Here is a 24127-nt window from a genome sequence, read left to right on the forward strand (position 1 = left end):
TGTCAGCGAACGGGGCGTTTCTTTTGCTTCAGGTGAAACATTGCGGGTATCGATGCGAGTGCCTTAGATACTGCTTGACGCGTCAATGTCCGATTGTCTTTACCAAGAAGATGCTCCGCAATCTCCGGCTGATTGAACCCAGAGTACCGGAGTATCAATATTTTCTTCTTGGTGTCCGATAGCTTTGAGTCCACTATCAACCGCGCTAAATTGCGCAAGTCTGCTTTGTCGGCTGGTTGCAATGTTTGGCCTGAGAAATAGTGGAAAAAGTAGCTATCAACCAGCGAGTCCTCCGACGTCGTTGCATTTGGGCTAGACCGCTTGGCGCACTGTCGATTTATCCTGCCCAGTTCAAGATAGAATTGCTCTATTGATCGCTTCGCCTGCCTGTATGCGGGGTTCCATTCGCCATTTGTTAGCTTTGGCCGATGCCCAGTGCAATACTGGTGGCTGAGTTCGAGCTTTTTTTGATCTTGAAGTTCTGTATCGTTGACCTGCTGCTCTGCAACCTTCGCCATGAAGGCTGAGAGTTCTGTCAGATTTCCGCAGAGATCGCAAAAGCCGTGTTTCCGTTGTGTATTCAGGCTGACTCCCTTTGCGGGAACGGAAGTTTTTGGGCGCTTGCAAGAGCAGGCCAATACCAATTCGATCAATGATTCGAGTGTGGCAACAAAGCGCTTATCTCTTGCAGTCTGTTTGTCCTCTGTAAGGATAAACGCCCGCAGCAACTGACGCTGCAGCCGAACCATTGCATCAAGTCCCACCAAGCGAACAATTCCGCTGACGGCCACCCCTGTCCCAGCTCCCGGAAGATGGGCTAGGTAGCGAGGTGGCAGTTTAGCCGTGTACGCGGACACGGCGGGATCGATCAGCTCCTGTATCAATTTTCCGATAGGGTAACGGCGCGAGGATGCGGAATACGGCCGCCAGCGATCCTGAAAGCGTCCGATGGCCTCCGAGACGATGGAATCGCAACCGTCCCAGATGGCAATTGGTAGTTCTTTTTTGCCGGCACGTACCCAGCTAAAGAGGGTGCTTTTCGGTATCGCGAGCTGCTTCGCCACGCGATCCACAGACATACCTTCATCATTGACTAGGCTGACTGCTTCGGCTCGAAACGTTGGTGAGTACGATTTTTCCATGTCAACCATTATGTACAATTAATGGGTTGTAGTAAATCCCAATGATACCTAACCTCCGTAGTCATTCGGTTGATTACGGAGTTTTACGCAATGACGATAGAAGACACTTTGCTGCAACGGTTCGGCCCGCTGATGAGCATCGCGCAGTTGGCGGCAGTCCTTGACCGCTCACCCGACGGGTTACGAATCAGCCTGCGCACAACGAACGAGTGGACGCAACGGATAAACAAGACCCGCTTGAAGATTGGGCAGCGGGTTTACTTTCGTACCTCGCAGATCGTCGAACTATTCAGTGACGAGTCCCTGAACGACACGGGGACTTGAGCCGTGGCGATTGATGTACTGGAAGCATTCGAACACGAGCCGCCTACGCTAGATTTCATATGGCCAGGTTTTCTCGCGGGTACTGTCGGCGCACTCGTCGCCCCGGGGGCTACAGGCAAGAGCTTCTGGGCGCTGGAAGCGGCGATGAGCATCGCATGCAGCGTTGCTGGTGGTGACCTTGTGGGCCTTGCTCCCGCACACACCGGGCGCGTGGCCTATCTGGCCGGGGAAGACCCGCCGTCTGCGCTTGTGCGCCGCATTCACGCCATTGGCCAGCACCTCGGGTACGCAGCCCGCCAAGTTATCGCGGAGAACCTCGCGCTAGAGCCGATCATGGGTAAGCGTCTGAACATCATGGATGATGCTCACTTGCGCCGTGTCATCGAGTACGGCGCCGGGGCGCGGCTGATCGTGCTGGATACCCTGAGCCGCATTCACGCCCTTGATGAGAACAGCAATGGCAACATGGCCCATCTCGTGGCCGTGCTTGAGCACGTTGCTGCTACTACGGGCGCATCCGTGCTCTATCTGCACCATGTCAGCAAGGGAAGCGTCCGAGAAGGGCAGTCCGACCAGCAGCAGGCCGCACGTGGCGCGTCCGCCCTGATCGACAATGCCAGGTGGTGCGGTTACGTCGCCCGCATGACCGAGGACGAAGCAAAACGCCTCAGCGACCGTACCCACGACCGGCAGCCCATCGGCAATGAGCGCCGCAGCTACTTCATGCGTTTCGGCGTCAGCAAGCAGAACTACGACGATACGCCGCTTGATCGCTGGTATATGCGGCATGTCGGCGGCGTGCTGGTGCCGGTGGAATTGGTGGAGACGAGGCAAGAAAACAGGAAGGGTGGTAAAGGCCGAGGCTATGACGCAGCAACGTATTAAGCCGGCCTACGCCCGGATTGACCCTGCCCACGTGTTCGACGGACTTTTCGTGCCGACCAACGGCAAGAAGCGTGGGCGGTTGCTCGTGGAGCCACGCCGGTTCGGCAAGTTGGAGATCGGCTTTCAGGGGTTCGAGCAGCTTGGAGTCGATGACCAGTCAATACTGCTGGCCCTAACCGCTCAGCTCGGCATTGACCAGCTTGTGATCGACGCTACACCAGCCGGGCCAATCAGCAAGCAGCTACGCCCTGCGCTGGACTTCAGCGAGGACGACGGCGCACCGCTGGCGACCAAGCGCACCAGCTTGCGAAGCTTGCTGATCGATTCTGGGCACAATCCCAACACCAGTACTAACAAGGCCAAGGCGAGCCTAAATCGGTTGCGCGCCACACAGATTCGGGAGATCGACCGTGAAACTGGCTGGGACAGAGTGTGCAACCTGATTTCCATCAGCTTCAACCACAAGACCGAGGAAATCCACGTCGCGGCTAATCCCCGTCTGACTGGCGCGGTGTTCCGGGGGCAGCATGTCAAAGTCTCGCTATTCGAGCGCAACGAGCTGGAAAGTGAAGCGGCCAAGCTGCTGCACTGCTGGCTTTGCTCGAACATTCGGCTGGGCCAATCGCTGGGCAATGGGAATGGGGCGCGCCTAGATACTCTCGCGCCTCATGTATGGGGTCGGACGGCATGGGAAGGCTTTGCAGCATCCGACCGCAGCAAGAAGCGCAACCAGTTGCGGGCGGCGCTGGACGAGATAGTAGACCGCACCCGCGGGCTACAGGGCGGCATTGGCTGGGCCATCGATCAGACCAGCAGCGGGCTTGTGCTGGTGAGCCGTCCCAAGGCGCTCCCATTCCTTGAAGGCCAGAATCAGATGACCCCGGCAGGACTAGATGAACTCATGAGCCGTGAGCCATGAGCCCGAGCAAGAGCTATTCGATTTGTCAGGCTGGACGCCGAACTGAACTGGCACCCTTGCCCCCAGGGCTGTTCACTTCCTCCTGAAGCACTGCTGAGGCATGCCCAAGCAGCCTGGGCATCCCAGCCGAATTTTTGTCTGACGACGTGAATGTGATGGCGGCCGGTACGACGCATGACATTTGACGTCCAATTCCGCAGGCGGACGAAGATACCAGGCTTGTCGCGGACACGGGACGCATCTTCGGCGAAGGTCACATCACGCACGTAGTGCAATGAATTTTCGATGGCCCAGTGGCTGCGCATCAGCGCATTGGTTTGCTCCGCCGTAAGTTCGCGCGTGCAGAGGTGCTAGGCGGTCTCCTGGCAGAGGCGCCTATTTTTTCGCCCTTGTGAAACAGATCGGTCTGGCGCTCGATGCGTACCAGGCACGCCAGACCGGGCCAATCAGGCAACTGCGCCCTCACGCTCTGCGGAAGCGGCCAGACGTAAGCGTGGCGGAATTCGATTCTGTTTCGACGACCAATGTCTGTCGTAATGTGCGCCTGCGCCGGCGGTGTCAACACGCCCTCAGCGATGAGAGTATCGAACAACGTCGGCTGATTGCGTTTAATTTGAATGAGTGTATCGATGCCGGTTTGCGCGATGACGCTCAGTGTTTTGTTTGGTGGTGCAACGCATCGAACGTGAATAATTTACCGGTTGATCCCAATGATCCAATGAGTTCCTGTGCTGCTGCGATTTCGCCGCCCTCCCTGACGTCCCAGGACGACGAGGGGATCGACACGCACTGCGACAATTTCAGGCTAGTCGTCCGTCATGTTCTGAAAGGGGTGCCCGCAGAATTCGAAACGCACGCAGAGAAGAACGGGCACTTCATCAACCTGCCGCAACTGAGGCTTCACCCCTCGTTCAAACGGCCCGCCCACGGCAGGCCGCTTTGGGTCGACAGCGGGCTTTTGCTTGGGGGGCGTCGTCGGGTAACCGCGTTTGGCTACCCGACTAAATGTTGGTATTGATCAGAACTTCCCTGCACGACGCTACGCAACGGTTTGAATTGAATTATGGTTGCATGGACCGTAACATGTAACTGTGTATGCAACCAATGGAGGGCACCATGCCATCAATCCATGAATCAACCGGCAAGGTAGCACGTCACCGCGAGCGTTTGCGTGCTGCGGGGCTGCGGCCTGGGCAGTTTTGGGTGCCGGACACCCGCTCGCCTGAGTTCGCGGCGCAGGTGCGCCAGCAGTGCCGGAAGCTAAATAGCGACCCGGCAGAAGCAGAAATTTTGCGCTTCACCGAAGATGTGGCATCCCACGTTGAGGGTTGGGAATGACGCAACGAGGCGACTTAGTGACGGTTTCTCTGCAAGGCGACTATGACAAACCGCGACCAGCCTTAGTCATTCAATCAGACCTTTTGACGGATTTGGAAAGCGTTGTGCTGTGCCCGGTGACCAGCGATCTGCGCAATGCCGCATTTCGCGTGATTGTGGAGTCGAACCCCGCCAATGGATTGCACACGCTTTCGCAAGTCATGGTGGACAAACTCTCGACGCTGCCGCGTACCAAAATCAGCGAACCGTTTGGCCGTTTCGATGAAGAAAAGTTGAAGATGGTAGATCGGGCATTGCTACTGGTCGTTGGTGTGATTTGATGCTGACAACAATCGAGGTTCACGGAGTGGACGATTTGCACAAACTTGCAAACCTCACAAAGCGACTTCTTAAGCGGGAGACGACGCTGGAGCAGGAATTCCCCGGATATATCTATTCTCAGAAGGATTGGATTGCAGAGTTTCAAGATTCTGACGTGATCGGCGTTTTGTCGCATGCAGTGAATGTGTAAGGATGCGGGACGATCTCCGACCTCTCCGACCAGCCCCCGTGCCGGACTGCACGGGTCGCGCTCTGTGCATCAGTATGTAGCCAGGGCTGCTCACTTCCCCCTCTAGCACTGCTAAGGCACGCCCAAGCAACGGGCTTTCCTGGAAAGTAGTTTGGCCTCAGTCGAGGCAAACTCAGTACCAGGTTAGCAATCTACGTACAGGAAATTACGCTATTGGAAGTGACCGGCCCTGCCATAGCCCCAGGTGGCAACAGCTATAGCCCCAGGTGGCAACTACCTTAGCCCTGGGTGGCAACCGGCCAGACCCCGAAAACAGGCCTAAGCCCGCACTCTGTCTAGCTTTTTGCTTCTCCCCTGATTTCTGGTCTAGAAAGTTCTAAGGAACTTCTACCATGTAGCTTCACAGCCCGCACCTTGATGGCTCGTTCGGGCCTTGCGGGACGTGATCGGCCTTCGGCTTCAAGGTTGTACGCCAGAAGGCAAGAGCCGTGTAGGGCACTTTTTAGCTGCTAAAAAAACGTGTGCCCCCAAGTGTCAATGAAGTTGCATATGAAATGCGAACCCGGACTTTTTCTTCTCTCTCTGGCGTCAAAACGGTCTTGGTTGGAGGGGGGCGATCATTCTTGTGGCTTCGACAGCATTTTTTGATCGCATGATGTTGACACTTGAGGGGCAGCACCGGTAAGAACAATAATACTATTCTTACTATTCTTATCGAGAACTGCACGTTCATTATTCAAATTTTTAGCCGCTAAAATTTTCACGCGAGCTTCAAGCCCGGCTGCTTTCAGCTTGCCCAGTCGAAGTTCAAGCTTTCCCAACGGGAATCATCAGTGACGAACGCACGTGGATTACCGACGTAGTCGGCCAAATCGTCAGCCGCAATGATCATGCGGCGTGACTTATCTCTGCGTAATCGCCAAAATTCCATATCCTCTAACTCACTGGCCACATCGTCATAGATGCCAAGCAAGGTCAACTTGTAAAATACACCGATGTCGTCCAGGCACATGCGCACGCATCGATATAAGCCAACACCGTCCACTTCGGACGGAGCGAGGCTATTTATGTGCTGATGCAAGCGGTAGAAGGCGATGGCTTCTGTTAAGTGCCGAAGAGTGAGCGGTTCTCGGTAGGCATCGGCGAGCAGCAATTCACCCTCGAATTCGCGTAGCGCAGAACCAAAGGGCTTTTCGTTAACAAACTCACCCTCAACTGCTGACCAAATGTGGTCATTGAGCATCGGCCCGTCATTGGTGAAGCGACTACGACAAAGCGGCCATAGCTCACATACAGCACCCCACAGTGCACGCCATAATTCGGCCGGCCCATTCTTGTGCAGACGCGCCACGTCGCCATCACGGCGCGACAGTAATTGAAGCTGTTGAGGCGAAAGCGGCTGTTTGCCGCTGAAATTCAGACGCCACTTCCCTGACATCTGCGTATTCATACCACTTTGCTCATCAAACCATTTGGCGAACTGATGTGGATTCTCTGCCCCAACTCGCCGAGCCAACTCGCTCAGGAGCGCCACCGCGCGCATTTTGCCGCGCACTTGTTCAGTAGTGGTGCGTGCCGGTCGGGCCATGGCTCAATTGGTTCCAGTAAGAAAACTCAACGTTTTTCACACCCCAATTTTATCCCTATTAGGCCAAGAATGCGTGCATGAACATCAGTCAAACAGCATTAGGCCAAGCGTGTGAATTCGACATTCGAGATTCTGAAAGAGCAGTACGGAGTGGTCATGACGCTCGAACAAGTCGCGGCGATTTTGAGCCGGAAACCAGAGGGCTTGCGAATGGCATTGCTCAAGCCAAAAGAATTGTGGGCGCGCGAAATGAATCATCGCAAGGTCTATATCGGGCGGCGGATGTATTTCCAAACCAAGGATGTTGCCTTGCTATTGGACGGCGACCTCAGCATTGGAGAAAAACACAATGAAGAGAATCGTCATTCAAATGAGTGAAGAGACGGCTACGAATCTTCGTGCTTTGGCCGCACGCTGCGCCGATGAGCACGGACGCCAGGAGGGTTTCACGAGCCACGGGGTTCTGACTGTATCAACGCTGCTTGCCATGCTGGCTGCGGACGCTGCAATGGTGATAAGTCGGCCAGGAAGCTGGGAAGTTTCGAATATGGCGCAAGTACTCCAGTCACATGGCTTCGAGGTTTGATCCAATGAAAAGCCTGTCAGAGCGGATCGCCGATAGCGCGCTGAAAAATAGCTATGGTCGAAACGATAGGAATCGCGCGGCATTCATATTGGTTCGCGGCGATGTTTCAAAAGCTGTCGATGATGGATATTCGCTGCTGTCCATTTGGGAAACGCTTTGTGAAGAAGGGCGTATTCCATACACGTATCAGACGTTTCGCCGATATGCACGCGTCTTACTACCACCACGACCAGGCTGGTTAGAAAGGTGGACAAGCAAATGATGCTGCTTTGTTCAGTAGTGCGCCAACGATTGAATAAAACCGCGTGCAGATTTGTCCTGAAGCGTGCTTTTTCGTTTTGCTTTCGTTCAATCGAAAAAAGAATGTTGCAACAACGCTGGTTGTTCGATTTGAGGCTGTAGGCCCATTTACAAACAACGGTGATGTACAGGCAGGATATGTGAAGTAGGCCCACCCGCAAGCGGGTCGTCCTTCTTCACTGGCCCTTATTCGCACTTCGTGCTCAACGGGCATCCTGCTCTGCGAGGCAGACGGCTGCCGCCGTCACAAACAAGGTGGAACGATGGAAAAAGAAAACAAAGCGACACGAAAATGCAGCCCTCCCATCAAGGTGTATTGCCTTCCGGAAGAACGAAATCAGATCGAGACGAATGCCAAGGGCACCGGCTTGAGTCTGTCTACTTACCTATTGAATGTAGGAATGGGCTACCGGGTGTGCGGAATCCTGGACCACAAACGCGTGGAGGAATTGGCACGTATCAATGGCGATCTTGGCCGCCTTGGTGGCCTGCTGAAGTTCTGGCTGACTGACGACCCGCGAACCGCACGATTCGGCGAATCCACCATTCGCGCTCTGCTTTCCAAGATAGAGGGCACGCAGGACGAGATGCACGAGGCCATGCGCGCGGTGGTGATGCCAAAGACTGACCTATGAAAATTTTAGCCGCTAAAAAACCAAAGGAGTTTTGATATGAGAAAGACAAAAGTAGTCTCAACTCTTGCGCTGGTATTCGCCATCGCCGGTGGCGTATCGATTTCGGCGCATGCTGGAATCCCAGTCATCGACGGTGGGAATTTGACTCAAAATATTATGTCGGCGCAAGAATCCGTTGCGCAGACGCTCAAGCAGATTCTTCAATATGAAACCCAATTGCAGCAGTATCAAAATATGCTGCAAAACACGACCGCGCCTGCGTCCTACGTTTGGGATCAGGCGCAGGCGACCATCAATGAGTTGCTGAGCGCCACCAATACGCTGAAATACTACGAAAACCAACTCGGTAGCCTGGATGCTTACATCGGCAAGTTCCAGGACGTGAACTATTACCAGGCATCGCCGTGCTTCACGGGACAAAGCTGTAGTGCCGCCGACATGGCCGCGCTGGCAAACAATCAGCAACTTGCATCGCAGTCGCAAAAGAAGGCAAATGACGCCATCTTTCATGGGCTGAAGTTGCAGCAAACGAACCTGAAAAACGATGCCGCCATTCTGTCGAATTTGCAATCGTCAGCCCAAGGGGCCAGCGGTCAACTGCAAGCCATTGGATATGCCAATCAGCTTGCCAGCCAACAAGCGAACCAACTGCTTCAAATCCGCAGCCTGTTGGTAGCTCAACAGAATGCCGTGGCAACCAAGATGCAGGCCGACGCCGACAAGGATGCCCATCAGACCGCCGCGCACACCACATCCAGCCAGGATCGTATCGGCAAGACCGGCAACGCCACAAACTGGCTCAACTTGACCCGCTAACCCGGAGGTTCGCTTATGCACGTTAAGAAACTCACGCCTGTGGCAGCGTCCGTTATTGCGGCGCTTCTTGCTTCCGGGTGCGGTCAGCGTGAGCTTGACTGCAAGGCCCCGTTCAGCCAAGACGAGCGGCAGCAGTGCGCGCACAAGGCGTCTACGGAAGATCGGATCGCGCCGACCGAGAAGCCAAAGAACTGGCTTGACCTGACCAATCCGAGGAGGTGACAACATGCAAAGAAGCAAAATAATAATCCTTGTTGGCGGGGCCCTGGTGCTTTACTCAACCGGTGCGGCGGCCCAACTCACGAACCAGGGGATGCTTGACCAGGTGGTGAACCAGTTCGCCACGAAAGCCGCAGGCTGGCAGATCGTGGTGATGACTGCGGCCACCTGGCTGTTCTGGACGCTGGGTACGATTTCCCTGGTATGGACAGGCGGCATGCTGGCCCTACGCAAGGCCGACATTGGCGAGTTTTTCGCCGAGTTCGTGCGGTTCATCTTGTTTTTTGGGTTCTTTCTTTGGCTGCTACGAAACGGGCCTACGTTTGCATCATCGATTATTCAGTCCTTACAGCAGCTCAGCGAGCATGCCTCCGGCACTTCTTCGGTTACGCCGTCTAGCATCGTGGATATCGGCTTCATGATCTGGAAACAGGCCATCATGAACCTGTCTATCTGGAGTCCCGTCGATAGCTTCGTCGGCACGCTCATGAGTGCCGCCATCATGCTGTTGCTCGCAGCCATCGCCGTGAACATGCTGCTGATTTTGGTGTCGGCCTGGATACTAATGTACGCGGGGATTTTTTTCCTCGGCTTCGGCGGCTCGCGTTGGACCTCCGACATGGCGATCAATTACTACAAGACCGTCTTGGGCGTGGCCGTGCAGCTCTTTGCAATGGTGCTGCTGGTGGGTATCGGGAACGACCTGTTGACAGGCTTCTACGCTCAGATGAACACCGGGACGCTCAACTTTCAGGAGCTGGGCGTGATGCTGGTTTTCTGCTTTGCCTTACTGATGCTGGTCAACAAGGTTCCTGGCCTGCTGTCTGGGGTCATCACTGGCGCAAGTGTTGGGCATGCGGGCATCGGTGACTTCGGAGCAGGAGCAATTGCCGGCGCAGCGATGGGAGCGACTGGCATGGCGACCGGTGCCGCAAGTATGGCCGGTGCCGCCATGATGGGCGGAGTGCAGAGTATTGCAGGTGGTGCACAGGCGATCATGGCGGCCTTCTCCAAGGCAAGCGCGTCGGAGAGCGGAAGTGGTAGCAGCCTCGGCATGGGCGATCTGATGAGCGCGGCTGGTGGTGCTGGCGGTGGTTCTGGTGGCGACCGCGGGGGCGGTAGCGCCCTAGCTTCGGCGATGGGCGATTCTGGCGGCGGCTCGGCTCCATCAATGGGCGGTAGTTCGTCAGACGGCGCACCCGATGAAGTCAAATCAGGCGGTTCTTACGCGGCGGGAGTAGCGGCTAAGGCTGGCAGGGTGGCGGCAGGAACGGCCGGGAACCTAGCGCAAGGATCGTGGGATGTTGCTAAGGCTAAAGTTAGCTCGATGAAGGGTACCGCGATGGATCGCATCAGCGAAACCACTGGCGGTAAGATCGCGACGGCGATAAAGGCCAGAGACAACCAGGAGCCGGCATTTGAGGGCGATAGCCTAAGTAGCGCAAGCGATGAGGTATCGACCTCCGTCAACAAGGCAGCGGTCGGCACCGAAGAGCGTGAACACAGTGCGAGCATATCGCCCAGCGCCGGCAGCAACAGTGATTTAAACCCTAAGTCTGTTTTCGATTGACGCCAGGAGAAATAGCCATGAATACCGTTATCACGAGTGAACGAGTCAAACAGTACGCCGAGGTCTTGCATGACATGCTGGCGGTGGCCGAGGCGCAGACTCAAGGCAAGGTGCGCCGTCCTCGCCGTGAAGTCGTGGATCTTATTCAAGCGATGACTAACGCCTGCGTTATGTTGAATTGTCAGGTGACAGGCGGGCCGCAGCCCAAGCAACACGATATCGCCTCGATCAAGCAGCAAGCCGCTCGACTGATTTCAGAGGTGGGGTAATGAGCAACAGAGACAACCAGATCGATGACCAGGCACCGGAAGAGCCAGCATTCCTGGACGATGATGGCGCGAGTGTAGAAATTCCCCACTTCATCATCACGACCAACGCCCGCGAGCTGTACGGCCTGCGCGAAGGTGAAACCGTGGTTGAGGCGATTGCGAGAAGCCATGACGCAATGCAATCTGACCCATCCCACGCCGTCACCGTTGACCGGGTGCGCGAACGCGGTCATCTTCTCGTCACTTAGGGCTGCGGATGATAGAGGTTACAGCGCAATGGGTGATCGAATGATTGAACTGGCTGCCCAGCAGCCGGGCTATCTTGGAGTTGAAAGCACACTCGACAGTTCGGGATTTGGCATAACGGTCTCGTACTGGCAGTCCCTCGAATCAATCTCGGCGTGGAGGTCGCACGTGGAACACAAGATCGCACAAGGGACAGGCAAACGCGACTCTGCGCCTGGGAACCGTCGAGCCGGAAGCGATCCTGCGCCGCTTTACCCGCGCCAATACGATACACCCGACTTATCAGGCACTGGCCGAACTGGGCAAAGCGATCAAGACGATTTTTCTGTGCCGTAATTTGCACGAAGAATCGCTGCGGTGGGAAATCCATGAGGGCTTGAACGTAGTGGAAAACTGGAATAGCGCCAACAATTTCATTTTCTACGGCGAGCGCGGCGAGTTCGCCACCAACCGCGTAGAAGATCAAGAACTGGCCGTCTTGTCGCTTCATTTGTTGCAAGTCAGTCTTGTGTATGTCAATACTCTGTTCATCCAGTAAGTGCTGGCGGAACCTGCGTGGCGCGATCGGATGACGGTGGATGATTGGCGTGGCCTCACGCCGCTAATCTACCACCACGTTAATCCGTATGGTCGAATCGAGTTGGACATGGCACGCCGCCTGACATATCTTATCGGTCAAAGATCATTTGATGGACAAAGTCATCGACGGCTCTACGGTGTTTCGCGTAGGTGACTACTGTCTCGCCAAGATATTCGGCGCTCTATGCGGCTTTGAAGGTGACTCAAAGTGTCTAAAAATGATGCCGGAACACCGTTCAGCCGATCTATATGTCGTTAAAGTGTAGCTTCGCTCCCAACGGGCCTTTTTGATGAGAATCTGCTAAATTGCGCAACCTACGCAATATATTTCAAGCATGTACGCTAACTTTTTACGTCGTGTGGGTTGAATATTGTTTTGATTGCGTAGTTATACGAAATAAATTTCGGCATCTGCGCAAGTTCAGGGGTGTGCATTTTCGCAGCGGCATAGACCTGTTCACGCTGCGTCAGGATGGCCATTGCCTGGCGCGACAAGATGCTGCTTCTCATGAATGAAAAAGCGCTCCGGTGCGTGCTTTCCACAAGCAGCAATCGTGCATCATTGCCAGTATTTGTCTGACCCCGGGCAAGAATGGCAAGAGGGCGACGCAACCCCGTTGTAAGCTGTTTTCTTTAAACAAGTACACCGAAGCGGATGCCTTGTTGATGGCTATTGCCTGGCGCGAAGAACTGGTCGCGAAATTGACCTGGCCGAATGAAGGTCTTGTCGAGAATGAGAAACAGCAAGCTAAACGACGATATTGTCTGGTGCCCTCATCGGAAGATCGATAATGAGTCATGGCGGTCGTTGCTGTCAGCGCTCTTCCAGTACAGTCTCTACGTCGTCAAATGGCCGCGCCATCAATACGACGGGCCTATTGATCCGTTATGGTATAAGCGTGACAATCACGTAAATCCCCGCAGTTTTCCCAATCGCTGCCAGGCGGCCTTGTCCATCGCCCCCCCGCGCCAGCGCAAGCCATTGAGGATGGACAGGCAATGCGCCTCGGTCCACGCGTCGGTGTCCATCGTCGCAACCACTTCCGCCTGCCGGATCCGCCGCCATTGCTGTCGTTCAGCGGATGTCATCGCCTTTCTCCCGGCAGGGGGTCGGCCGCGCCGCCTGGCCGGTACGGCCGGCAGGTCCTGTTCATCGTCTTGGGCTGACATCAGTTTGCCTTTCCAAAAAAGTGCATCAGCGTTTATTTTACGTGACAATCACGGATATCGAGCCTGCCTTTGCATGTGATGCGGACAATTGTGTTCTGCACCAGGGAGTCTGCGGCCCCGTCTCGGTAGGCGCAGCTCGCGTTGTTGCCTGAAAGCCAGCATTGCTGGTTAATGACCAGCACAAGTGCGCTGCCGCAGACACGCGCGGGACAGTGGTAACCGACAAGCACACACTGTCGGTGACACATTCTTTCTTTTTCTCCGACATCCCGCTACCCGATCATGGTTCAACAACCCTTGCGTACCGCTACCGTTCATGCCAGATCTTACGATCCGGCAAACCTGCTCAACTTCCTGCAATTCCTGCAATTCCTGCTAGGCGCTGCATCCGACGCGGCTCTGGCGCAACGGCTGGAAGTCACGGCGGCCGATATCTCGATGCTGCGTCGCCGACGCATTCCGCTGACGGCCGGGATGCTGATCAGAATGAGCGACTTTTGCGAGATGTCGATCGAGGACTTGCTGACCATTCTCGGTGACCGGCGCAGCCAGATACGCTTGCCGCAGCGCCGCCGGCGGAATACCGCTGAACAGGTAGGACGGGATGGGCGCAGGCAGGTGTTGGCGCTCCGTGACGAGGCCGATCCTGGCAGCTGATCTCTTGTGGTCCGGTAGCCCCGACGGGCAGCGCGTCGCACTCTGGTGGCCCGCCGTACTCTTGCGGGGAACAGGAGGGGTCGATCGCGGCCTTTCCGGTAAAGAACAGGTGCCCCATAAAACACCCCATCATCCTTGCCGCTCGCATATACTGTACATAAACACAGTATATGAACGGAAATATGCGATGTCCTTTCTTCCTCTCCTTCCTCTGCCGGATGCCGCACACGCCACGGCGGTGCCCGCGTGTCTGGTGCCGGCCAGTGCCCTGACGCCGGTATGCCCGCGCCCCCTCTACGGACAACGCATCTCAGCCGGATTTCCGTCGCCGGCCGAGGAGTACCTGGAAAAAGGCCTCGACCTGAATCAGTACTTGGTGCGCAACAAGACGGCGACGTTCTATTTTCGGGTGCAGGGCGACAGCATGGTCGGGGCGCGTATTTTTGATGGCGATATGGTCGTGGTCGACCGCTCCCTAACGTCGAAGCATCGCAGCATCGTGCTAGCCGTCGTCAATGCCGATTACACGATCAAGCGCTTGCACAAGCGCGCCGGTGTCATTGAACTGCGCGCCGAGAATCCCCGGTATGCACCGATTCAGTTCGGGGACGGCGAAACGCTGGAAATCTGGGGTGTCGTCGTCGGTGTGGTGTGCCGGTTCGACGCATGACCGTGGATCCCGTGTCGGTAACGAAGACGGTCTTTGCACTGGTCGACGTCAACAACTGTTACGTTAGCTGCGAGCGGGTATTCAACCCGTCGCTGGAGGGCAAGCCGGTCGTCATTCTTTCCAATAATGATGGTTGCGTGGTGGCAAGATCGGCGGAGTCAAAGGCCTTGAAGGTCGCCATGGGAGAGCCCTGGTTCAAGCTCAAGGACCTGGCGAAGCAGCACGGGATCATTGCCCTGAGTAGCAATTACACCCTGTACGGCGACATGAGCCAGCGGATCATGACGGTCCTGCGCGATTACAGTCCCGATGTGGAGGTGTACAGCATCGACGAATCCTTCCTCGGGCTCAACGGCCTTGAAGGTGTCTGGGGGACGCCGACGGCCATGGGCCAGTCCATCCGCCAGCGGGTCAAGCAGTGGGTCGGGGTGCCGGTGTGCGTGGGTATCGGCCACAGCAAGACGTTGGCGAAACTGGCCAACCACATCGCCAAGAAACGGCCGGCCTTCGACAGCGTCTGCGATCTGACCGCGCTGTCGCCGCACGAGCAAGACGGCATTTTTTCAACCATCGAAGCAGGGGAGGTGTGGGGTATCGGCAGGCGGTTGTCAGCACAATTGCAGGCCGCCGGCATCGAGACGGTGGCCCAGCTGCGCGACGCCTCGCCGGCGTGGATCCGCTCGCGCTTCGGGGTAGTGGTCGAGCGTACCGTCAACGAGCTCAACGGCCTGTCCTGCCTGGCGCTCGAAGACGTCGCGCCCACGAAAAAGCAGATTATCGCCTCGCGCTCGTTTGGCCAGCCGGTGCTCACCATCGACGAACTCGGAGAGTCGGTCGCCAGCTACATGACCCGCGCCGCCGAAAAATTACGCCTGCAGGGTTCGGTGTGCGAAGCGATCCAGGTCTTCGTCCAGACCAATTCGTTCAAGGCATCGGACCGGCAATACAGCAACGCGGTCGTGGTGCCGCTGCCGAATGCGTCTTGCGACACCCGCTTGCTGATCCGTGCGGCACTGTTTGGTCTGGAGCAGATCTACCGGCCAGGCTACTACTACAAAAAAGCGGGCGTGATCCTGCAGGGTATTTCCAGCGCGTCCGTGCAGCAGCAATCGCTGTTTTCCACCTTCGGTGATGGCGATAAATCGGAAGCGATGATGCGCACGCTGGACGGCTTGAACCAGCGCTTCGGCAAGGGTGCGGTGAGCGTGGCCGCCGCCGGCATCCTCAACGACTGGGCCATGAAGCGCGAGCGGAAGACGCCGAATTATACGACGAGCTGGAGCGAGATTCCGGTGGTCAGGGCGAATTGACCGTCCGGACGGGATGCCGGCATTGCCCGGGAGCCAGATCTTGCCAAAATCTGCTGTCAGCAGTACAGGAAACCTGACACTCAGCGGATCAACTTCAAGCGGTTCCTAGCAGTCGATGTATGCAGGGAGAACCTGCTTCCTAAAAGTCGCCTTTTTTAAACCGGACTTTCACAGCAAGGAATCGAGCTGCAGCCTTGGCGCAAGACGTCGCCGTCCGATTGCAGGCCGCACATTCATGCGGTTTTTTAGGCCACAACCAACCGTAACACTTTCGGTAAAAAGTGTCTCTGTTGCGGCTTGGTGCCTGGTAGGCAGATGCTTACTGGCGGGTAGCTGGCAAGTGCTCGTCAGCAGAGTTGGTAGTGCTATTAGAGCTGTTCAGCAAATATCTGTCTAATATGATTTCGGTATTCATGGATCTTGATTCCAGATAGAACAGATAAAATGGCTGTTTCTCAATGGTGCGCACTGATGGAACTTCGACAACTTAAATACTTCGTTGCAATTGCTGACTGCCGCTCTTTTTCAAAGGCAGCAGAAAAGGTGTTTGTGGCCCAGTCGGCGTTGAGTCACCAAATCGCACAACTCGAGGCTGAACTCGGTATAGGCCTGTTTCATCGGTCGCGCAGAGGGGTAGAGCTTACCGATGCCGGTGCGCGATTTTTTCCGTATGCCGTATCGATATTGCGTCAGACCGAGGAGGCCATCGCCAGTGCCCGCAGCGGGGGAGATGAGCCTTCGGGCAAAGTGGTGTTCGGGCTCCCACACAGCGTGTCCAATGCGCTGGCTTTGCCGCTGCTGCGAGAGGTTCACCGGCAGTTTCCAAAAATTCAGCTCGAGCTGACGGAAGAACTGACCGGCAATCTGATCAAGCAGTTGCGCACCGGGCAAATCCACCTGTCGGTACTGTTTGACGATGGGCAGTTGTCGGAATTTACTTCCGTGCCTTTTATGCGTGAGCAGATGTATTTGATTGAACCTTCTCAAGAAGTCCGAAAAGCCAGGTCCAGCATCACGCTCAAGCAGGCGCTGGCCATGCCGTTGATCCTTCCGGCGCATCCACATGGTTTGCGTCCCCTGATTGAAGGCGCCGCCATGAAGGCGGGATTGGCCTCCCCGCCAGTCTTCGCTGACATCAGTTCCATCAGTATTTTGCGTACCACCTTGCTCGCTGGCCTTGGGCGAACTCTTTTGCCGCTGATGCCCTTCAAACAAGAAATTGATGCGGGGCTACTAGTGGCAACCCTGATAAGTAGCCCGACATTGGAGCGCACACTCGCACTGTGCGGATCGGGTCTCATCCCGGCTTCATCAGCGTCACAGGCTGTCGGTCGTCTGACCCTGGATCTGGTACGCACGCTGTGTACGTCGGAAAGCTGGCCGGGAGCCCAACTCATTGAATAAAAGGCACCGCTGGAGCGAGATACAGGTGGGCAGGGCGAATTAGCGGGACAGACCGGATTCCGGCGTCTTTCCCGGCAAGCAGCATGCCGCTGAGCAGGCAGCGCGGATCGTAGCCGCTGTCACGGGTGGCGGCAACGCCCTCCGAAAACAGGTACGCTTCCGTCCATGTGCGCCAACTACCAGCCCCCCACCCGTGCCGACCTCGAGGATTATTTCGGCGTCACGCTGCCTCTCAGCACCGACCCGGCAGAAGCCTATCCGGGGTCGCTGGCTCCGATCATCCGGCGAGACGGTGACGCCACGGACATAGCCGCCCGCCGGCGCACAGCGGACCTGGCACTGTTCGGTCTGGTACCGCACTGGGCTGACAGCACGCTGGCACGCCGGACCTACAATGCACGCAGCGAGACGGTGGCCAGCAAACCGAGTTTCCGGGATGCCTACCGGCACGGCCGGTTCTGTGTCATTCCGGCGCAGATGATTTACGAACCGAACTACGAGAGCGGCAATGCCGTGCGGTTCGCTATAGCGCATGCAGAGGGATCGCCGCTGGGAATTGCGGGCATCTGGGAGCACCGGCCCGGGCCGGACGGGGAGACGTTGCTGTCGTTTTCGATGCTGACCATCAATGCCGACGAGCATCCGCTGATACGACGTTTTCACAAGCCGGGGGACGAAAAACGGATGGTGGTGTTGCTGCCGCCGGACCGGATCGATGCCTGGCTCGACAGCGGCTGTCAGGACGCACCGGCGTTCCTCGTGCCGTATCCGGCGGAGGCACTCACGGCGCAGCCGGCACCGAAGCCAGTCCGCCAGGGCGGCAAGGTACCGGCCGACAACCATGTGGCCGCGCAGCAAGGTTTTCCAGGGATGTGAGTGTAGTGATCAACCTGCAGCTGGGTGGCGTAGGGTGCTTGCCTGGACAGCAAGATGGCCCGAGGACAAATTAGGGTTCTGAGGCGCAGTGGAATGGCTATGCAAAGCTTCCTTAAGCGTTCCACTGCACCTCAGACCTCATATTTTGAAAATAAGAATAGCAGACAAAAAATCAGTCGGCGGAACTGGAAGCGACGCCCATCAGCTGAACCGCGGTTAGCTTGAGCTAAGACAAAATGTGTTGGCAATAACGGCATATGGTTGAGTAAATTTTCCGGCTGCGCAACAAGGCAGGGCAGGGCAGATCTTCCAAGGAGTCCGGCTATGCGTGACACGGCATTGCAAATACGACGTGAGCTGATCGACCGCAATCTTGGTTTTGCCGCATTGCGACAGCACGTTGGTTTGTTTCGCCCGACCACGATTGCGCTGCTCGATACCGCCGTCGATACCAGCCACCCATTCTTGAGGCGAATTGCGATCACGGCGCACGGTGAACATCCCGATAGCGGTGTTTCGGCTCATGCAACCGCAATGGCTTCGCTTATTGCTGGTACTGACGCCACCGCTTGTACGAACGATGATCGCGCTGCCGAGGCCGCAGCACTGCGTCTGCACACCTGGAACACCCGGATGGAACCAGCAACGCCACACGCAGCGCAAGCTGCGCGGATTCATGCTGACATAATCGATGCTTGCAGCCAACGTGCCGACGCCATCGTGGTCGGCTTTGAATTCATCAGCGACAACGCGGCCTTTGTCCGGACGGTGGCCAGCGCACTCGCGCATGCCAGCGCAGCTGGTGTTCCTGTTTTTGTTCCCGCCGGCAATCATGGTCGAATCGCGACACACCCGCTGCTGGCGCATCCGGGTGTGGTGCCGGTGTGCATGAGCAATCGTGGTGGAACGCTCCATCACCACAGTGCCTGGGGACCGCTGACCGTGCTGCGCGGCGTGCGCGCCGTGGGTGAAGACTTGCCCGTAGCACTGCCGCACAATAAGGAAGGCGAGGCCACCGGCACCAGTTTTTCCGCGGCGCTCGCCGCACGCGCATTTGCCGCATTGCGCAGTCGCTGGCAAGCCATCGGCGACGCACACGGCACTGCATGCCCGCTCCGTGACACTGCTGCAACTGCCATTACTGCCGCGCTGCGTGCCGCTTCCTGTCATGGCGGGGCGGCGCCGCAGCGGTGCGCCACCCTGACAATTCCCGGCGACCTGCATGTTTGGGCCGCTTACCAACTGCTGTCATCAAGGAGTTGACTTCTCATGATCCCTCCCGCATCCGACTATCCTGCCGATACTGCCATGCCTGCCGACGCGATGACGGACGGCACGCCATCTGAACACGCAAGCTGTCCGACTTGCGCCGGGCGCCATCACGCGCCAACCGGGCAATTTGTGTATGCCCTTGGCCGGATAGAAGCGCGCTTTCCTGGCCTCGGTCTGGAGCGGGAATTTCAGCAGCGTGAGCGAGCAATGGGCCATGCTGGTGGCGCACACCGGCATGAGCGCATGAGCGCGGTACTGGAACAAAATCCGCATATCGCAGCGCAGCTCTGCTATGTACTCACCATCGGTGGCAGCCCAGCCTATATCGTCGCACCAGCCGGCCAATATCTGCGCAAAAGCCTGTTCGAGGCATTGGCGCTGGGCGATTCGACGGACGCGTGCGTGGTGGTGGTCGGCCGCATCGGGCCGATGGCGCCGGCCAGCGTATGTGGCGGTATTCTGGCACCGGTGGTGATGTGCGACCAGATGTACACCTTCCGTCGTGGTGACTGGCTGGCGTCGCTCATCACATCGATCGAGAAAGCACTGGCCGAGCGTCAGATCGAGCATGCGCACTTCGGCGAAGTCGCCAGTGCGCTTTTTACGCGACTGACCCAGTCGACAGAAAACGTTGGTGCGTCGGACGTCCATCGGGCATTGAATTACCTGATCATGCAGCATCCCGGGATTTTTCTGAGCGCCGCCGAGCGCCATGAACGCCACCTGCTCGACCGCATCGATACCCGCGTGATCCAGGCGCCGGGAGCACGCAAGCAGGTCGCTGTCATTTTAAGCTTCATCGAAACTTCCACCGGTCTGACTGAGCGCTTGTTTACCCGCGTTGACGTGACCGACGAGTGGCCGTTTGTCGCCGATGCCGACGGCGGACGCGGCGCTCTGGGCCTGATGCCGTATCTGGAAAGCGCGCTGCTTGGCATGCCGTTATGAGCATCCCCGCCAGTCTCGCCACACCACTAAAGGATCAATTGACTGCACGTTTCGGGGTGGCGGCGGGCACCAATGTCGAATACAGCATCGACCAGCGCCCGGACGTGCATAGCGTCACCCTGCCGCTGGGTGGCTATCCGCGATACCAGATCGCCGACGCCGGTGCCGCGATGTCTCTCGGTGGCAGCTGGTCGATGGCGGTGGCGCGACTGATCGACGCCATTCTGCCGCCGACGATGTTGCTGCGCATCGATTCGGATCGCAATGGGTTGTTCGCCCTGACGTCCTATCTGCGCTTTCAGCAAGAGCCCGGCATAGAAAGGTTCTGCCAACTAATTGAGCGCATCTGCCATCTGCCGACAAATCCGGCACAACTGACGGCGGTGACGACAGCACTGGGATGCACCGGCCCGCGCGGAATCGGACTGCGGGGCAGCACCGACGGCAGCATCAGGCTGGCGGTGTACTTTAAGGTCGAACGAGACCTCAGCAGTTTTTCTGCGGATACAGTCGGTACATTACTGACCGGGTGTGGCTGGGACTGCGCTGGCGCTCCCGCCATCCAGGCCGATTTGCGTGCGGTGCACGTTGGCGGCAGTGTCGGCGTAATCGGGGTTGACCTCGACGCCTCTGGTGCGATTGCAGCGCTCAAATGTGATCCGACGAATGTGCCGTTGCATCGGGTCAGTACTTTTTTGCAGCAGAAGCGCGCGGCGGCGGAGCGCCTTGATGTATTTGGCAGGATGAGCCGGGCGCTGCGGGCGCGTTCGCTCAGTTATCTCGGCATCAAATACACCCCGCAGGGATTTGCCGGCTGGCGACTGTATTTTTCTTTGCGCCCGGACGGCCATGCGCGGCTGGCCCAACCGGCGCTGTTCATCGACAGCCCTGGCGCAGCCACACTACGCATGCCGCACTACTAATGCGCACTACGAATATTGACGTACGACTTGACCGCTGCACAACTGCACGACTTCACCAGGAGGACATCATGGTTCCCGGATTTACAGGACTCGACACCACCGCAACAAAGCCCGAGCGGGCTGCAATCCAGGCAGCCGGCGTGTGGGATACGCCGTCCGGCGAGCGCTGCCAGTTTGCCCGCACCGACACATTCTGTACCTTGCTAGTGATGTGGTGCAAAGAGGTTTTTGTGTGCAACAACAACACGGTGCACGGCTATGAAAAAACCAAAACACCTTACCCGTGCGGGGTCTGTATCGGCGTATCGAATCCCTCTGATTGGTAGACGGCACGGGTTGACCTGATGCACGCAGCATTGATCAGCGAGGTAGCCGAACTTGAAAGCGTGGTAGCGCATTGGCTGGTCACGCGTCTCGAGCCGGATGGATTATGGCGCGACTTCACGCTGCCGCCTGGTCGCTCTGACTTCTGGAGCAGCGCCTGGATTGGCTGGGGGCTGGCGCACGTACAAAGCCATCCTCAAGTGATCTGGGCACTCCAGACGGTTGTACGGGCGCTCGCTTCCGGCGCGCGTCCTGACGGTTGGGGCTACAACCAGCGCACCGGCTGCGACGCCGACACTACCGCTTGGGTGGTGCGATTGCTGGCTGTGATCAGTCCGGCAGCAGCACAGCGCGCGTTGCCGGCATTGCTACGCTATGTCGATCCGTTCGGCGAAGCCCATACGTTTTTGAACCCCGCGTATGGCCGCTGGAGCGACACGCATCCAGACGTGACTGCGATGGTCGGTCTGGCTGCGCTGGATGGCGGCGCCACACCACAAGTACTGCAGCGCATCCGCCGCGCCGTCATCGCGCGCTCTGCCCGTTTCGACCAACCCGATGGCACTCACGGACAGGCCAACGGCTCACCGCTAGCGAGCTTCTGGTGGTCCAGTCCGGCCTACCGGCTGGGTTGGACCCTTTGCCTGCTGGCGCGTTGCGGCGGGATCCCCTCCGAGCTGCGTACTCACAGCACGCGGTGGATTGACTCTCAGGCCGGCACCGATTTGCCGGCGTTCGAACACGCGCTACAGTTGCTCGCCCTGCTCGCGTTGGGCCGCGTCGCAGACGATGTGGTCAGCTGGCACGTCTGCAAATTACTCGCCAGTTGTCGTCGCGACCATTGGCACGGCTCGGCCGCGCTGCTGGTGCCACCCCAGCGCCTGCCGGATACCGGAGGGCTACCGCTGGGGCCACATACCGACAGCGGACCGATGACTACCAGCCTTGCACTTGCGGCGCTTGCGCGTTGGCGCCGCGCCACCGGCGCAGTACGTGTCGCCGGCGCGCAATTTTCACCATTCCTTTCTCACCGCCAAGGAGCATCCTCATGACACGCCTGTTTTACAATGGCATCGTCGTCGCTAGCGTACTTTTGTTTGCAGCTTGCACCGTTCCAGCGGGCGGATTCAAATTCGCGCAAATCCACTACAGCCAGTTGGGTGCCTGCAAGCACGTGCAATTTCCAGACGGCAGCACTGTAGATGCACCTGCCTCCCGAGCGATCGTGTTGTTTCGCATCAATACTGTCGATAACACGGCACCGCCTGTCAGCTGGAATTTTGATCCGCGCCTGCTACAGGTCAATTCGCAGTCCGACCCGCAATCGAATCTAGGCGGCGACAGCCCGCCAGTCCCGATTCCCGCCAATACTAATGTGTCGATCAATCGCCCGGTCGGTATCATGGTCGACACTGCACGTCCCGACGGGACCGACGCGGCCACCTACAAATACACGCTGCTTTACCCCAACGTCCCACCCGCACCGGGCACGCTGGGAGTCAATGATACGCTGGCAAGTCCGGGATTTCCGTTCAATCCCAACTGCACCAGTCTGCTCGGTGGCTAATCGTTCGTTGCGGTTGTAAATTTACAATGTTGTGTGAGCTTGGATGGCAGCAAGGATTGCTACGTAAATTGGCAATAAGCGTTTTTGTATATATGGCAACCAGTGGTGAGCGACAATCATCTTGGCCGGTAGCGAGACAGCGGCGGCGTAGCCGAAGCTGCTGTCTCGCTACCGGTGATGCCGGGTTGGTAGGGTGTTGGTGCCGACGAGTTTTTGATCTAGGGTGCCGACACCGACTGACCCACCCCGGCCTTTAGCAAGCCTTGCTGCATCTACCTTTGCACCACTTAGGGTGGGTCAATGAAAATCGGTAGGGTGGTTCTAAAACTCGTCGGCGCCAACACTGGTCGTTGCCAAGCGCTGGACGCAGCTAATTCGTGTCGAAAAAACCGCTGATTGCAGGTCTGTGGGCTTTTGAATGCAGGTCCTTACAATTATCCGTTACTCGAACAGATCGGCATGCGTTCCAGAGCGCACAAACACAATCAAGCCATGCTTTGCGTTGTCATCAAGCCTGTAGACCAGCAAAAAATCGCCTCCGATATGGCACTCCCGATGCCCCTCCCATTCGCCGCCCAACGGGTGATCAAGCCACTCGGCCCCAAGCGGGGCATCGTTGGCAATCAACAAGAGCATGGCTTCCCTGATTCGGTTCATGTCATACCGGCCAGCCCGCGACAACCGCTCCCAATCCTTCAGGAAGGACTTGGCATAGTCCGCCGCCCGCGGCAGCAGGGCGCGCTTACTTGCCGCTGTTCTTTTCGAGGTCATCGAACAGTTCAGTAGCCGTATCAAAGCGAGCACGATGCGTGCGCACAATCTCGTCGGCTTCAGCCATCGCGGCGCGCGTTTCGGCGTTCGGCACCTTGAGCGCGAACGGCATTTGCTTGTCGGCGACGACGCGCATCAAAAACACGCGCACGGCGTCAGAAACGGACAGCCCCATCGCTGCTAGCGTTTCGGTGGCTTGCGCTTTAATTTTTTCGTCCACGCGGACGTGAACCATTGTGGTGGTAGCCATAGCGGCCTCCTTTTATCGTTGAGTTACATTGTATCTCAATTGTTCGCGGTAAGAAGGG

32 protein-coding genes and 1 pseudogene are annotated in these 24127 nt (G+C 57.3%); 27 read left to right on the top strand and 6 right to left on the bottom strand.

The features are described 5' to 3' along the window. Positions 1-2 precede the first annotated feature (2 nt). Complete coding sequence (locus RHM62_RS09400) at positions 3-1142, bottom strand: transposase (protein ID WP_322125218.1); 1140 nt, start codon at positions 1140-1142, stop codon at positions 3-5. A 90-nt stretch (positions 1143-1232) separates the two neighbouring features. On the opposite strand from RHM62_RS09400, the gene RHM62_RS09405 reads away from it, so the two are divergent. The 7 genes from RHM62_RS09405 to RHM62_RS09435 all read left to right on the top strand — a co-directional run bounded on the left by RHM62_RS09405 (position 1233) and on the right by RHM62_RS09435 (position 5119). Continuing rightward, positions 1233-1466 (top strand): DNA-binding protein, encoded by a 234-nt coding sequence (locus RHM62_RS09405; protein ID WP_322125219.1) that lies wholly within the window; start codon positions 1233-1235, stop codon positions 1464-1466. Positions 1467-1469: 3 nt separating this feature from the next. Next, entirely contained in the window at positions 1470-2351 is an 882-nt protein-coding gene (locus RHM62_RS09410) for a helicase RepA family protein (protein WP_322125220.1), read from the top strand. Next, positions 2332-3270 (top strand): replication protein C, IncQ-type, encoded by a 939-nt coding sequence (gene repC, locus RHM62_RS09415; protein WP_322125221.1) that lies wholly within the window; start codon positions 2332-2334, stop codon positions 3268-3270. The genes RHM62_RS09410 and repC overlap by 20 nt, the downstream gene beginning before the upstream one ends. Positions 3271-3763: 493 nt before the next feature. Then, a complete protein-coding gene (locus RHM62_RS09420) occupies positions 3764-4288 on the top strand; it encodes a hypothetical protein (RefSeq protein ID WP_322125222.1) in 525 nt (174 codons plus the stop codon). A 98-nt stretch (positions 4289-4386) separates the two neighbouring features. Next, on the top strand, positions 4387-4608 hold the full coding sequence (locus tag RHM62_RS09425; protein WP_322125223.1) for an antitoxin MazE family protein: 222 nt from the start codon (positions 4387-4389) through the stop codon (positions 4606-4608). Beyond that, positions 4605-4928: a type II toxin-antitoxin system PemK/MazF family toxin gene (locus tag RHM62_RS09430; protein ID WP_322125224.1), complete on the top strand. Its 324-nt coding sequence runs from the start codon at positions 4605-4607 to the stop codon at positions 4926-4928. Before RHM62_RS09425 ends, RHM62_RS09430 begins: the two co-directional genes overlap by 4 nt. Continuing rightward, complete coding sequence (locus tag RHM62_RS09435) at positions 4928-5119, top strand: hypothetical protein (RefSeq protein ID WP_322125225.1); 192 nt, start codon at positions 4928-4930, stop codon at positions 5117-5119. Before RHM62_RS09430 ends, RHM62_RS09435 begins: the two co-directional genes overlap by 1 nt. Before the next feature lie 787 nt (positions 5120-5906). Here the strand turns inward: RHM62_RS09435 and RHM62_RS09440 are convergent. Then, positions 5907-6707: a hypothetical protein gene (locus tag RHM62_RS09440; RefSeq protein WP_322125226.1), complete on the bottom strand. Its 801-nt coding sequence runs from the start codon at positions 6705-6707 to the stop codon at positions 5907-5909. Between the two features lie 156 nt (positions 6708-6863). On the opposite strand from RHM62_RS09440, the gene RHM62_RS09445 reads away from it, so the two are divergent. From RHM62_RS09445 to RHM62_RS09480, 8 genes and pseudogenes are all read left to right on the top strand, one after another. Further along, positions 6864-7085, top strand: coding sequence for a hypothetical protein (locus tag RHM62_RS09445; RefSeq protein WP_322125227.1), 222 nt, complete (start codon positions 6864-6866; stop codon positions 7083-7085). 212 nt (positions 7086-7297) lie between these two features. Continuing rightward, the gene (locus RHM62_RS09450; protein WP_322125228.1) at positions 7298-7555 is read left to right on the top strand and encodes a TraK family protein; all 258 of its coding nucleotides are present in this window, start codon (positions 7298-7300) and stop codon (positions 7553-7555) included. A 301-nt stretch (positions 7556-7856) separates the two neighbouring features. Further along, positions 7857-8228, top strand: coding sequence for a conjugal transfer transcriptional regulator TraJ (traJ, locus tag RHM62_RS09455; RefSeq protein WP_322125229.1), 372 nt, complete (start codon positions 7857-7859; stop codon positions 8226-8228). A gap of 36 nt (positions 8229-8264) precedes the next feature. Then, a complete protein-coding gene (gene trbJ, locus RHM62_RS09460) occupies positions 8265-9044 on the top strand; it encodes a P-type conjugative transfer protein TrbJ (protein WP_322125230.1) in 780 nt (259 codons plus the stop codon). 226 nt (positions 9045-9270) lie between these two features. Next, a complete protein-coding gene (gene trbL, locus RHM62_RS09465; RefSeq protein WP_322125231.1) occupies positions 9271-10833 on the top strand; it encodes a P-type conjugative transfer protein TrbL in 1563 nt (520 codons plus the stop codon). 17 nt (positions 10834-10850) lie between these two features. Then, positions 10851-11102, top strand: a complete 252-nt coding sequence (locus RHM62_RS09470; RefSeq protein ID WP_322125232.1) for a hypothetical protein — start codon at positions 10851-10853, stop codon at positions 11100-11102. Beyond that, positions 11102-11350 (top strand): hypothetical protein, encoded by a 249-nt coding sequence (locus RHM62_RS19045; RefSeq protein WP_416172305.1) that lies wholly within the window; start codon positions 11102-11104, stop codon positions 11348-11350. Before RHM62_RS09470 ends, RHM62_RS19045 begins: the two co-directional genes overlap by 1 nt. Before the next feature lie 200 nt (positions 11351-11550). Beyond that, positions 11551-12081: pseudogene (locus tag RHM62_RS09480) on the top strand (Tn3 family transposase); the annotation flags it as partial. Between the two features lie 188 nt (positions 12082-12269). Here the strand turns inward: RHM62_RS09480 and RHM62_RS09485 are convergent. Next, complete coding sequence (locus RHM62_RS09485; protein WP_322125233.1) at positions 12270-12437, bottom strand: hypothetical protein; 168 nt, start codon at positions 12435-12437, stop codon at positions 12270-12272. Positions 12438-12455: 18 nt separating this feature from the next. Here RHM62_RS09485 and RHM62_RS09490 point away from each other — a divergent pair, with 18 nt between their 5' ends. Beyond that, positions 12456-12719: a hypothetical protein gene (locus tag RHM62_RS09490; RefSeq protein WP_322125234.1), complete on the top strand. Its 264-nt coding sequence runs from the start codon at positions 12456-12458 to the stop codon at positions 12717-12719. A 114-nt stretch (positions 12720-12833) separates the two neighbouring features. Here RHM62_RS09490 and RHM62_RS09495 read toward each other — a convergent pair whose 3' ends face one another. Next, a complete protein-coding gene (locus RHM62_RS09495; protein ID WP_322125235.1) occupies positions 12834-13016 on the bottom strand; it encodes a hypothetical protein in 183 nt (60 codons plus the stop codon). A 363-nt stretch (positions 13017-13379) separates the two neighbouring features. On the opposite strand from RHM62_RS09495, the gene RHM62_RS09500 reads away from it, so the two are divergent. The 11 genes from RHM62_RS09500 (at position 13380) to RHM62_RS09550 (ending at position 23048) form a co-directional block, all read left to right on the top strand. Further along, a complete protein-coding gene (locus tag RHM62_RS09500; protein ID WP_322125236.1) occupies positions 13380-13754 on the top strand; it encodes a hypothetical protein in 375 nt (124 codons plus the stop codon). A 187-nt stretch (positions 13755-13941) separates the two neighbouring features. Next, the gene (locus RHM62_RS09505) at positions 13942-14424 is read left to right on the top strand and encodes a translesion error-prone DNA polymerase V autoproteolytic subunit (protein ID WP_322125237.1); all 483 of its coding nucleotides are present in this window, start codon (positions 13942-13944) and stop codon (positions 14422-14424) included. Beyond that, positions 14421-15734: a Y-family DNA polymerase gene (locus RHM62_RS09510; RefSeq protein WP_322125238.1), complete on the top strand. Its 1314-nt coding sequence runs from the start codon at positions 14421-14423 to the stop codon at positions 15732-15734. The genes RHM62_RS09505 and RHM62_RS09510 overlap by 4 nt, the downstream gene beginning before the upstream one ends. Before the next feature lie 444 nt (positions 15735-16178). Beyond that, on the top strand, positions 16179-17138 hold the full coding sequence (locus RHM62_RS09515) for a LysR family transcriptional regulator (RefSeq protein WP_322125239.1): 960 nt from the start codon (positions 16179-16181) through the stop codon (positions 17136-17138). A gap of 165 nt (positions 17139-17303) precedes the next feature. Beyond that, a complete protein-coding gene (locus RHM62_RS09520; protein ID WP_322125240.1) occupies positions 17304-18014 on the top strand; it encodes an SOS response-associated peptidase in 711 nt (236 codons plus the stop codon). A gap of 324 nt (positions 18015-18338) precedes the next feature. Continuing rightward, the gene (locus RHM62_RS09525) at positions 18339-19277 is read left to right on the top strand and encodes a S8 family serine peptidase (RefSeq protein ID WP_322125241.1); all 939 of its coding nucleotides are present in this window, start codon (positions 18339-18341) and stop codon (positions 19275-19277) included. A gap of 6 nt (positions 19278-19283) precedes the next feature. Further along, a complete protein-coding gene (locus RHM62_RS09530; protein ID WP_322125242.1) occupies positions 19284-20234 on the top strand; it encodes a hypothetical protein in 951 nt (316 codons plus the stop codon). Further along, a complete protein-coding gene (locus RHM62_RS09535; RefSeq protein WP_322125243.1) occupies positions 20231-21157 on the top strand; it encodes a hypothetical protein in 927 nt (308 codons plus the stop codon). The genes RHM62_RS09530 and RHM62_RS09535 overlap by 4 nt, the downstream gene beginning before the upstream one ends. 68 nt (positions 21158-21225) lie before the next feature. Continuing rightward, positions 21226-21483 carry a hypothetical protein gene (locus tag RHM62_RS09540; RefSeq protein ID WP_322125244.1) on the top strand — a complete coding sequence of 86 codons (258 nt, stop codon included), beginning with the start codon at positions 21226-21228 and terminating at the stop codon, positions 21481-21483. An 18-nt stretch (positions 21484-21501) separates the two neighbouring features. After that, positions 21502-22533 (top strand): hypothetical protein, encoded by a 1032-nt coding sequence (locus RHM62_RS09545; RefSeq protein ID WP_322125245.1) that lies wholly within the window; start codon positions 21502-21504, stop codon positions 22531-22533. After that, positions 22530-23048 carry a hypothetical protein gene (locus tag RHM62_RS09550; protein WP_322125246.1) on the top strand — a complete coding sequence of 173 codons (519 nt, stop codon included), beginning with the start codon at positions 22530-22532 and terminating at the stop codon, positions 23046-23048. The genes RHM62_RS09545 and RHM62_RS09550 overlap by 4 nt, the downstream gene beginning before the upstream one ends. A 441-nt stretch (positions 23049-23489) precedes the next feature. On the opposite strand, the gene RHM62_RS09555 is transcribed toward RHM62_RS09550, so the two are convergent. Further along, positions 23490-23819, bottom strand: coding sequence for a type II toxin-antitoxin system YafQ family toxin (locus RHM62_RS09555; protein WP_322125247.1), 330 nt, complete (start codon positions 23817-23819; stop codon positions 23490-23492). After that, entirely contained in the window at positions 23791-24069 is a 279-nt protein-coding gene (locus tag RHM62_RS09560) for a type II toxin-antitoxin system RelB/DinJ family antitoxin (RefSeq protein WP_322125248.1), read from the bottom strand. Before RHM62_RS09560 ends, RHM62_RS09555 begins: the two co-directional genes overlap by 29 nt. Between the last annotated feature and the right edge of the window lie 58 nt (positions 24070-24127).

The organism is Actimicrobium sp. CCC2.4 (assembly GCF_034347385.1).
In the GTDB taxonomy this organism is placed as follows: domain Bacteria; phylum Pseudomonadota; class Gammaproteobacteria; order Burkholderiales; family Burkholderiaceae_D; genus Actimicrobium.

What these genes read in the sequence shown, in the direction of transcription:
- trbL (WP_322125231.1), top strand. Translation starts at nt 9,271, where the DNA reads ATGCAAAGAAGCAAAATAATAATCCTTGTTGGCGGGGCCCTGGTGCTT.
- RHM62_RS09530 (WP_322125242.1), top strand. Translation starts at nt 19,284, where the DNA reads ATGATCCCTCCCGCATCCGACTATCCTGCCGATACTGCCATGCCTGCC.
- RHM62_RS09495 (WP_322125235.1), bottom strand. Translation starts at nt 13,016, where the DNA reads ATGACATCCGCTGAACGACAGCAATGGCGGCGGATCCGGCAGGCGGAA.
- RHM62_RS09485 (WP_322125233.1), bottom strand. Translation starts at nt 12,437, where the DNA reads ATGAGAAGCAGCATCTTGTCGCGCCAGGCAATGGCCATCCTGACGCAG.
- RHM62_RS09515 (WP_322125239.1), top strand. Translation starts at nt 16,179, where the DNA reads ATGGCTGTTTCTCAATGGTGCGCACTGATGGAACTTCGACAACTTAAA.
- RHM62_RS09470 (WP_322125232.1), top strand. Translation starts at nt 10,851, where the DNA reads ATGAATACCGTTATCACGAGTGAACGAGTCAAACAGTACGCCGAGGTC.
- RHM62_RS09505 (WP_322125237.1), top strand. Translation starts at nt 13,942, where the DNA reads ATGTCCTTTCTTCCTCTCCTTCCTCTGCCGGATGCCGCACACGCCACG.
- RHM62_RS09510 (WP_322125238.1), top strand. Translation starts at nt 14,421, where the DNA reads ATGACCGTGGATCCCGTGTCGGTAACGAAGACGGTCTTTGCACTGGTC.
- RHM62_RS09430 (WP_322125224.1), top strand. Translation starts at nt 4,605, where the DNA reads ATGACGCAACGAGGCGACTTAGTGACGGTTTCTCTGCAAGGCGACTAT.
- RHM62_RS09435 (WP_322125225.1), top strand. Translation starts at nt 4,928, where the DNA reads ATGCTGACAACAATCGAGGTTCACGGAGTGGACGATTTGCACAAACTT.
- RHM62_RS09545 (WP_322125245.1), top strand. Translation starts at nt 21,502, where the DNA reads ATGCACGCAGCATTGATCAGCGAGGTAGCCGAACTTGAAAGCGTGGTA.
- repC (WP_322125221.1), top strand. Translation starts at nt 2,332, where the DNA reads ATGACGCAGCAACGTATTAAGCCGGCCTACGCCCGGATTGACCCTGCC.
- RHM62_RS09425 (WP_322125223.1), top strand. Translation starts at nt 4,387, where the DNA reads ATGCCATCAATCCATGAATCAACCGGCAAGGTAGCACGTCACCGCGAG.
- RHM62_RS09445 (WP_322125227.1), top strand. Translation starts at nt 6,864, where the DNA reads ATGACGCTCGAACAAGTCGCGGCGATTTTGAGCCGGAAACCAGAGGGC.
- RHM62_RS09550 (WP_322125246.1), top strand. Translation starts at nt 22,530, where the DNA reads ATGACACGCCTGTTTTACAATGGCATCGTCGTCGCTAGCGTACTTTTG.
- RHM62_RS09440 (WP_322125226.1), bottom strand. Translation starts at nt 6,707, where the DNA reads ATGGCCCGACCGGCACGCACCACTACTGAACAAGTGCGCGGCAAAATG.
- RHM62_RS09535 (WP_322125243.1), top strand. Translation starts at nt 20,231, where the DNA reads ATGAGCATCCCCGCCAGTCTCGCCACACCACTAAAGGATCAATTGACT.
- RHM62_RS09520 (WP_322125240.1), top strand. Translation starts at nt 17,304, where the DNA reads ATGTGCGCCAACTACCAGCCCCCCACCCGTGCCGACCTCGAGGATTAT.
- RHM62_RS09500 (WP_322125236.1), top strand. Translation starts at nt 13,380, where the DNA reads ATGGTTCAACAACCCTTGCGTACCGCTACCGTTCATGCCAGATCTTAC.
- RHM62_RS09400 (WP_322125218.1), bottom strand. Translation starts at nt 1,142, where the DNA reads ATGGAAAAATCGTACTCACCAACGTTTCGAGCCGAAGCAGTCAGCCTA.
- RHM62_RS09450 (WP_322125228.1), top strand. Translation starts at nt 7,298, where the DNA reads ATGAAAAGCCTGTCAGAGCGGATCGCCGATAGCGCGCTGAAAAATAGC.
- RHM62_RS09560 (WP_322125248.1), bottom strand. Translation starts at nt 24,069, where the DNA reads ATGGCTACCACCACAATGGTTCACGTCCGCGTGGACGAAAAAATTAAA.
- RHM62_RS09405 (WP_322125219.1), top strand. Translation starts at nt 1,233, where the DNA reads ATGACGATAGAAGACACTTTGCTGCAACGGTTCGGCCCGCTGATGAGC.
- RHM62_RS09525 (WP_322125241.1), top strand. Translation starts at nt 18,339, where the DNA reads ATGCGTGACACGGCATTGCAAATACGACGTGAGCTGATCGACCGCAAT.
- RHM62_RS19045 (WP_416172305.1), top strand. Translation starts at nt 11,102, where the DNA reads ATGAGCAACAGAGACAACCAGATCGATGACCAGGCACCGGAAGAGCCA.
- trbJ (WP_322125230.1), top strand. Translation starts at nt 8,265, where the DNA reads ATGAGAAAGACAAAAGTAGTCTCAACTCTTGCGCTGGTATTCGCCATC.
- traJ (WP_322125229.1), top strand. Translation starts at nt 7,857, where the DNA reads ATGGAAAAAGAAAACAAAGCGACACGAAAATGCAGCCCTCCCATCAAG.
- RHM62_RS09555 (WP_322125247.1), bottom strand. Translation starts at nt 23,819, where the DNA reads ATGACCTCGAAAAGAACAGCGGCAAGTAAGCGCGCCCTGCTGCCGCGG.
- RHM62_RS09540 (WP_322125244.1), top strand. Translation starts at nt 21,226, where the DNA reads ATGGTTCCCGGATTTACAGGACTCGACACCACCGCAACAAAGCCCGAG.